Source organism: Nocardia sp. NPDC060220, assembly GCF_042727815.1.
GTDB lineage: Bacteria > Actinomycetota > Actinomycetes > Mycobacteriales > Mycobacteriaceae > Nocardia.
The window spans coordinates 1-7,308 of the sequence record NZ_JBHWZY010000309.1 but is presented as its reverse complement, the minus strand read 5'-3'; the positions used below and the strand labels follow the sequence as shown (position 1 = coordinate 7,308).

Sequence of the window (7,308 nt, the reverse complement as noted above, 5' to 3'; positions counted from 1 at the left end):
AGGGCGCGACGACATACCGTCCTGTCGCGGCCAGCGCGGGCCCGATCACCTCCCAGGTCCAGGCGCTGTCGGGAAACCCGTGCACGAGCAGTGCGGCCGGGTCGCGGGGGTCGCCCCAGGTCAGCGCTTCCAGTTCGGCGGTGTTCGACCGGAACCGCCTCGTTGCGGGGGTGGTCGTCGACATGCGCACCTCTCGGTCCCGTGGTCGGATCGACCCTTGCATTTGGACATTCATTAGTGCATGGTTTTACATGTTACTTGAAGTCTCGTCAATTGTGATCCAGGAAATTGCCAGCTAAGAGTGATGATCGCGTTGTTCAATGTTGTGATCGACGAGATACGCAGCATGCAAAGAAGCATGGAAGGAGTCCGGTATGGGTCGCTACGATCTGGTCATCCGCGACGGGATCTGGTTCGACGGTTCCGGGTCGACGGCGCGCACCGCCGATATCGGCATCAAGGACGGTGAGGTCGTGGAGGTCAGTTCCCGGCCGCTCGACGTCGCCGACGCCGACGAGGTCATCGATGCAGGCGGCAAGTGGGTGATGCCCGGCTTCGTCGACATCCACACCCACTACGACGTCGAGATGCTCGCCGCCGCCGCGTTGACCGAGTCGCTGCGCCACGGTGTGACCACCACTGTCATCGGAAACTGTTCGCTCACCACGATTCTCGCGTCCAATGTCGAGTGCGCCGACATCTTCAGCCGCGTCGAGGCGGTTCCGCGCGAGATCGTCATCGGCACCCTGGACAAGCATCGGACCTGGTCGACCCCAACTGAGTACGCGGCCGCGATCGACGCACTCGACCTCGGCCCGAACGTGGCGACCTTCCTCGGTCAGTCCGATATGCGCATCCATGTGATGGGGATGGGCCGGGCGGTCGACGACAAGGCCAAGCCCACCGCCTCCGAGCTCGAACGAATGACCTCACTCCTGCACGAGGCACTCGACGCCGGATTCCTCGGCATGTCCGCCACCACGAACTGGATCGACAAACTCGACGGTGATCTGTACCGATCGCGCTCGTTGCCGACCACCTTCGTCAAGCGGCGTGAGTTCCGCGCGCTCAACCGGGTCCTGCGCGATCGCGATCGCATCCTGCAGAGCACGCCGGAGATCTCCCTCACTCCCAATCTGCCCAAATTCTTCCTTGCCGCGGGCGGCCGGTTGCGGCGTAAGCGACTGAAGGTCTCGTTGCTGGCGGCCGCGGACTCCAAGGCCTACCCGCCCCTGGTGTACTTCATGATGTACGGCGCTCCGATCATCAATCGCCTGCTCAACGGTGAGTTCCGCTGGCAGCATCTACCGGTGCCGTTCACCGTCTACGCCGACGGCATCGATCTGGTCGTGTTCGAGGAATTCGGTTCCGGCGCAGCGGCTCTCGACATCAAGGACCAGGTCGAACGCAACGAACTGCTGCACAGCGAGGACTACCGCCGCTGGTTCCGCCGCGACTACGAGAACAAGTTCACCCCGAAGATCTGGCACCGCAATCTCTACGACGCCACCGTCGTCGACAGCCCCGAACCCGACCATATCGGCAAGAGCTTCGGCCAACTCGCCGACGAGCGCGGCATCCACCCGGTCGACGCCTTCCTCGACCTCGTCGTCGAGCACGGCCGCAAGATCCGCTGGCGCACCACCATCGCCAACCACCGCCCCAAATACGCCGACAAGCTCGCCGCGAACAAGAACGTGCACATGGGATTCGGCGACGCGGGCGCACACCTGCGCAACATGGCCTTCTACAACTACCACCTGCGGCTACTCGAACGAGTGAAGGCGGCGCAGGGCAAGCCCAAGCCGTTCCTCACCCTCGAACACGCCGTGCACCGGCTCACTGGTGAACTGGCCGATTGGTACAACCTCGACGCGGGCCACCTGCGAGTCGGCGACCGAGCCGACATCGTGATCGTCGACCCCGAAGGACTCGACGGCGAAGTGCACGAACTCGCCGAACAGGAAGTCCCCGAATACAACGGCCTGCGCCGCATGGTCAACCGCAACGATCGCGCGGTCACCGCCACCATCGTCAACGGCCACGTCGTCTACCGCGACGGCGTCTTCGCGGAAGGACTCGGAAACGGCTGGGGGCCGGGACGTTTCCTGCCCGCCGGTCGCAAGGTCCGCGGTGCCACCCCCTCGACTCCCACAGTCTCGGCGTAACAGTGCCGGAAAGGAACGCCGTGCCAGACACCTCCGAACTCGCGCGCTCGCTCACCCTGCCAGTGGTCGCGGCGCCGATGTTTCTCATCTCGAAGCCGAAACTCGTTATCGCACAGTCGCGTTCCGGGGTCGTCGGATCGTTCCCGACCCTGAACGCGCGCTCGGTGGAATCGCTGCGGGAGTGGCTGGCCGAGATCAACGAGGCCGTTGCCGACGCGAACACGCCCTACGCCGCGAACCTGATCGTGCACCGATCGAACACGCGGTGGGAAGCCGACCTCGCCGCCGTGGTCGAACACCGCGTACCGGTGGTCATCACCTCGCTCGGGCTGCGGTCCGAGGTCGTCGGCGCCGTCCACTCCTACGGCGGAATCGTCCTGCACGATGTGATCAACAACCGCTACGCCCGCAAGGCCGTCGAGGCGGGATACGACGGTCTGATCGCGGTCGCCACCGGTGCGGGCGGACACGCGGGAACGTTGTCACCGTTCGCGCTGCTCTCCGAGATCCGGCAGTGGTTCGACGGTCTGCTCTTGCTGTCCGGTGCGATCGCCCACGGGCGTTCGGTTCTCGCCGCCCAGGCCGCGGGTGCCGACCTCGCCTACGTCGGGTCGGCGTTCATCGCCACCGATGAGGCCGACGCCGCGGACGCCTACAAGCAGCAGATCTCGACCTCCGAGGCCGCCGACATCGTCTACACGAACCTGTTCACCGGTGTACACGGAAACTACCTGCGCGGCAGCATCGTCGCGGCCGGGCTGGATCCGGACAATCTGCCGGTCTCGGATCCGTCCGTGATGAACTTCGGCTCCGGTGGCAATGCCGATGCCAAGGCATGGCGCGATATCTGGGGTTCTGGTCAGGGAATCGGGACGGTCGATCAGGTTGTGCCGGTTGCCACGTTGATCGATCGATTGACCCGTGAGTACGTCGAAGCGAGGCAGCGCTTGGCTGCCTTGACGACCCCCGAACTGCTGCCCGTCAAGTGATTCCACAGACCACCCCCGAGGACGACATGGCCTACGAAGAGATTCTGTACTCGGTGCGCGACCACATCGCCACCATCAGCATGAACCGCCCCCAGGCCCGCAACGGGTACACACTGACCATCGCCGCCGAACTCGGCGACGCGTTCACCGTCGCCGACCGGGACCCGGACGTGCGCGCGATCATCCTGACCGGAGAAGGGTCCGACTTCTGCGTGGGCATGGATCTGGCCGGCGGCGCGCCGGGTGGCGATGTCGACGACGATTGGCTCGAACCCGCCGGACAGTGCTCGCGCCGGATCTTCGAGTGCACCAAACCGGTCATCGCTGCGATCCACGGTGCCGCCGTCGGTGCCGGGTCGACCATCATCCTGCCCGCGGACTACCGCATCGCCGCCACGGACAGCCGCTTCGGGTTCGTCTTCACCCGGCGCGGGTTCTTCCCCGAGGGCGCCTCGGCGTGGCATCTGCCGCGCATCGTCGGCATGGGACGGGCGATGGACTGGATGCTGTCCGGGCGGGTGTTCCCCGCCGCGGAGGCGCTGGCAGGTGGGCTCGTGCATCGGCTCGTCGAGCCCGACGAGGTGCTTCCCGCCGCGGAGGCGTACGCGCGGGAGCTCATCGAGCACACCGCACCGGTGTCGGTGGCGGTCACCCGCCAGATGTTGTTGCGGCTGAGCGCCTTCGACACCCCGTACCTCGCGCACGCGCTGGACTCGAAACTGATCGGGGGACTGGCAGGTAGCGCCGATGCGGTCGAGGGGATCACCTCGTTCCTGCAACGGCGCCGCCCTGACTTCCCTGGGCGCGTCCCCGCCGACATACCGGCCTTCGTGCCGTGGACCGGAATCGACGATGCCGCCGCGGCGGCATCGAGCGAGAATCGATAGGCGCGGCTCCCGGCACCGAGGCCCGACACGAGGTAGGAATGTCACCCGACGATGCTCTGCCCGACAATGCCCTGCGCGACGAAATACATTGTGCTGCAATGCAAGCAATTGGCGAGCTGATCGCCGACCGTGGCTGGCCACAGACCAGTGTCACCGCGATAGCCGCGCGATGTGGGGTCGACAGGCGAACCGATTCTGGAGCCGGTCGAGGCCCGACTGGCCGCCGGTTCCGTGGCGCGTGTGGCCATCGCCTATCTCGTGGCCCCCGAACTACCGCGGCCACGAGCCATCGAACAGCTCACCACGTTGACGCTCGCAATACTCGACGGAGCACATCGATGAATCGGCCGACGAAATCATGAAGAACTCATCCCACGGTCGCGCTGGACCGAGCGCAACGATTCGAGGTTCCGATGTCTGATCCCACAGTTCTTGTCGAGCGCGACGGCCCCGTCGTCCTGATCGGCATCAACCGACCCGACGTCCGCAACGCGGTCGACGGCCCGACCGCGGCGGCGCTGGCCACGGCATTCCGGGAATTCGATGCCGATCCCGACGCCGCCGTGGCGATCCTGCACGGAATCGGCGGAACATTCTGCGCGGGAGCCGATCTCAAAGCCCTCGGCACCGAACGCGGCAATATCGCCGACGTCGACGGTGACGGCCCGATGGGGCCGACCCGGATGCGATTGTCCAAGCCGGTCATCGCCGCGATCTCCGGATTCGCGGTCGCGGGCGGATTGGAGCTGGCGATCTGGGCCGATCTGAGAGTCGCTGACAACGACGCGGTTCTCGGCGTGTTCTGCCGTCGCTGGGGCGTGCCCCTGATCGACGGAGGCACAGTCCGCCTTCCCCGGCTGATCGGCGAGAGCCACGCGATGGATCTGATCCTGACCGGCCGACCGGTCGACGCCGCCGAAGCGCACCGTATCGGCCTGGTCAACCGGGTCGCTCCCACCGGGCAGGCCCTGGCACTTGCTCGGGAACTCGCCCACGAGCTCACCCAGTTCCCGCAGACTTGCCTGCGCCAGGACCGGCGTTCGGCACTGGAACAAGCAGGTCTCACCGAAACCGATGCTCTGGTCAACGAATTCGCGCACGGAATGATCTCGTTGCGCGCCGACACCTTGTCCGGTGCCGCTCGGTTCACTGCGGGTGCGGGCAGACACGGCGATTTCACGACACTCACCACGGAAGGAACAGCACACCCATGACGCCATCACTGGCAGGCAAGACCGCGATCGTCAGCGGCAGTGGGCGCGGTATCGGCGCGGCTGTCGCCCGCAAACTCGCGGCCAACGGCGCGGCCGTTGTCGTCAACGATCTCGACCCCGAGGCGGCGCGGCAGGTGGCCGCCGAGATCGTCGCCGCGGGCGGGCGGGCCGCGGTCTGCGCCGGCAGCGTCACCGACCCCGATTTCGGCGTGCGGTTCGTCGGCACCGCCGTTGACTCCTTCGGCGGGCTCGACATCATCATCAACAACGCCGGCTACACCTGGGACTCGGTGGTGCAGAAAATGACCGACGAGCAGTGGGACGCGATCCTCGACGTGCACCTGAAAGCGCCGTTCCAGATTCTGCGCGCCGCCCAGCCGGTGATCAGCGCCGCGGCGAAACGTGAACGCGAAGAAGGCAATCCGGTCACGCGCAAGGTAGTCAATATCTCCTCGCTGGCCGGGCTCTACGGCAATGCGGGCCAGGCCAACTATTCCGCGGGTAAAGCCGGAATCCTGGGTCTCACCAAGGCCGTTGCCAAGGAATGGGGTCGTTACCGGGTGACAGTCAACGCCGTCGCCTTCGGCCTGATCCAGACCCGGCTCACGGAATCGGCCAGCGAGGACACCACGATCGACATCGCCGGACAAGAGATCAAGGTCGGCGTCAATCCGATGCTGTTGCAGGCAGCACAGCACATCGCCCCGCTGGGACGTCTCGGAACTCCGGAGGAGGCGGCAGGCGCGGTCTATCTGTTGTGCTTGCCGGAGTCGGACTACATCACCGGCGAGGTCCTCGCATGCAGCGGCGGCCTGGTCGGCTGATCACTCCTGACCCAAACGTTCCGCGACCATCGCGGTTACTCGTTCGCGCGGCCGATGGCGGGTTTGGTTCGCCACAGCTCGATTCCGATGTCGACGAGGTCGACTCGGTCGAGGTAGTCGATGTCGGTGAGCGGATGCCAGGCGGCGAGGTCGGTCGAGCCGTTGGTTTCGTTGCGGAGTTCGCCGGCGCGGATGTGGCCTTCGTACACGATTCGCAAGCCGTGGAAGTCGGCGAATTCACCATGCGGGCGCGGGTATCGGCGGTTGATCGAGTCGATGCCGAGGAGTTCGACGAGTTCGACGGTGTACCCGGTCTCCTCGGTGACCTCACGGACGGCCGTCGCGATCGGATCTTCGCCGTGTTCCATTCCGCCGCCCGGAAGCGTCCACTGCCTGTCACCGTCGGGTGACACCCATCTGGCGAGCAGGATCTCGATCGCTCCGCGGAACTCCCGAACGCATACCGCGTAGGCAGCGACTCGAAGCTCTTTTCTCACCGGGCGAGCCTACTGGCGACCAGCGGCACGCATGTCATGAATCTGTGTGTCATACATCGGCCGAACTTCTGGCCTACCTGGCGTGGCTCGGGATATTCCTTGGGCTCGGATTCGCGGTCGGCGTGGCGGCGAGCGCGTGAGAGTTTGCCCCTCGGCGAGTCAGGCCGTTCCTGATGCGCGACACCGCAGTATCGGGTGACCGTCGACGGTGATCATGGTGCCGTACGGTCGTCGTCGGACAGGTAGTCCCCGTCGGGCTCGATTCCCGCGAACTCCGACCATCGAGCACTTCCGACGTTCTCGTGCGTTGATGACTACGAGTTTCGTGCGTTTGGCTTACCTGACGCGAGTGGAGCTCTGGAAGCCCTTCCTCCCTCACTCCGTAGGAGCCCGTCGCACGCTGGAGAAGGGTGTCCGCCAAGCTGCGGGGTCGGCAACAGGAAACCGGCGACCGGTCACCAGGGTGGGTACGAGTCGGATGAAGAAGTTCTTCTCCCCGGGCTGCCACGGAGAGAGGGGCAGATCCACGGTGTCCATCAGGTCACCGATCTCACGGATCCCTTCGGCTCGCCCCTTGATCACGACGCTCCAGGCTTCGTGAGACTCAGGGAGGTAACCGTCGACTTCCAAGGCGACGCGCGCATCGGACAACGCGGCGGACACCTTCGTACCTCGCGCGGATCGGAACACAATGGTTCCGTGATCGACCGCGTAGTTGAGGGGGAAGAT

The 7,308-nt window shown here is 65.4% G+C and carries 7 protein-coding genes and 1 pseudogene; 5 read left to right on the top strand and 3 right to left on the bottom strand.

From position 1 onward, the window contains the following. A pseudogene (locus ACFWF3_RS17510) lies at positions 1 to 184 on the bottom strand (alpha/beta hydrolase); the annotation flags it as partial. Between the two features lie 190 nt (positions 185 to 374). On the opposite strand from ACFWF3_RS17510, the gene ACFWF3_RS17505 reads away from it, so the two are divergent. The 5 genes from ACFWF3_RS17505 (at position 375) to ACFWF3_RS17485 (ending at position 6,082) form a co-directional block, all read left to right on the top strand. Beyond that, positions 375 to 2,168 carry an amidohydrolase family protein gene (locus ACFWF3_RS17505; RefSeq protein WP_379314469.1) on the top strand — a complete coding sequence of 598 codons (1,794 nt, stop codon included), beginning with the start codon at positions 375 to 377 and terminating at the stop codon, positions 2,166 to 2,168. Positions 2,169 to 2,245: 77 nt separating this feature from the next. Next, positions 2,246 to 3,157 (top strand): NAD(P)H-dependent flavin oxidoreductase, encoded by a 912-nt coding sequence (locus ACFWF3_RS17500; protein WP_379314470.1) that lies wholly within the window; start codon positions 2,246 to 2,248, stop codon positions 3,155 to 3,157. Positions 3,158 to 3,183: 26 nt separating this feature from the next. Next, positions 3,184 to 4,044: an enoyl-CoA hydratase-related protein gene (locus tag ACFWF3_RS17495; protein WP_379314468.1), complete on the top strand. Its 861-nt coding sequence runs from the start codon at positions 3,184 to 3,186 to the stop codon at positions 4,042 to 4,044. Between the two features lie 413 nt (positions 4,045 to 4,457). Further along, on the top strand, positions 4,458 to 5,258 hold the full coding sequence (locus ACFWF3_RS17490; RefSeq protein WP_379314467.1) for a crotonase/enoyl-CoA hydratase family protein: 801 nt from the start codon (positions 4,458 to 4,460) through the stop codon (positions 5,256 to 5,258). After that, the gene (locus ACFWF3_RS17485) at positions 5,255 to 6,082 is read left to right on the top strand and encodes an SDR family NAD(P)-dependent oxidoreductase (protein ID WP_379314466.1); all 828 of its coding nucleotides are present in this window, start codon (positions 5,255 to 5,257) and stop codon (positions 6,080 to 6,082) included. The genes ACFWF3_RS17490 and ACFWF3_RS17485 overlap by 4 nt, the downstream gene beginning before the upstream one ends. A 35-nt stretch (positions 6,083 to 6,117) precedes the next feature. Here the strand turns inward: ACFWF3_RS17485 and ACFWF3_RS17480 are convergent, their stop codons facing one another. Then, positions 6,118 to 6,579, bottom strand: coding sequence for an NUDIX hydrolase (locus ACFWF3_RS17480; RefSeq protein ID WP_379314465.1), 462 nt, complete (start codon positions 6,577 to 6,579; stop codon positions 6,118 to 6,120). A 375-nt stretch (positions 6,580 to 6,954) separates the two neighbouring features. Next, positions 6,955 to 7,308 (bottom strand): pyridoxamine 5'-phosphate oxidase family protein (locus tag ACFWF3_RS17475; RefSeq protein WP_379314464.1); only part of this gene is annotated, 354 nt, incomplete at its 5' end.

Bases quoted from the DNA above. Each gene is read 5' to 3' on its own strand.
- ACFWF3_RS17485 (WP_379314466.1), top strand. From the start codon at position 5,255: ATGACGCCATCACTGGCAGGCAAGACCGCGATCGTCAGCGGCAGTGGG.
- ACFWF3_RS17490 (WP_379314467.1), top strand. From the start codon at position 4,458: ATGTCTGATCCCACAGTTCTTGTCGAGCGCGACGGCCCCGTCGTCCTG.
- ACFWF3_RS17500 (WP_379314470.1), top strand. From the start codon at position 2,246: ATGTTTCTCATCTCGAAGCCGAAACTCGTTATCGCACAGTCGCGTTCC.
- ACFWF3_RS17495 (WP_379314468.1), top strand. From the start codon at position 3,184: ATGGCCTACGAAGAGATTCTGTACTCGGTGCGCGACCACATCGCCACC.
- ACFWF3_RS17505 (WP_379314469.1), top strand. From the start codon at position 375: ATGGGTCGCTACGATCTGGTCATCCGCGACGGGATCTGGTTCGACGGT.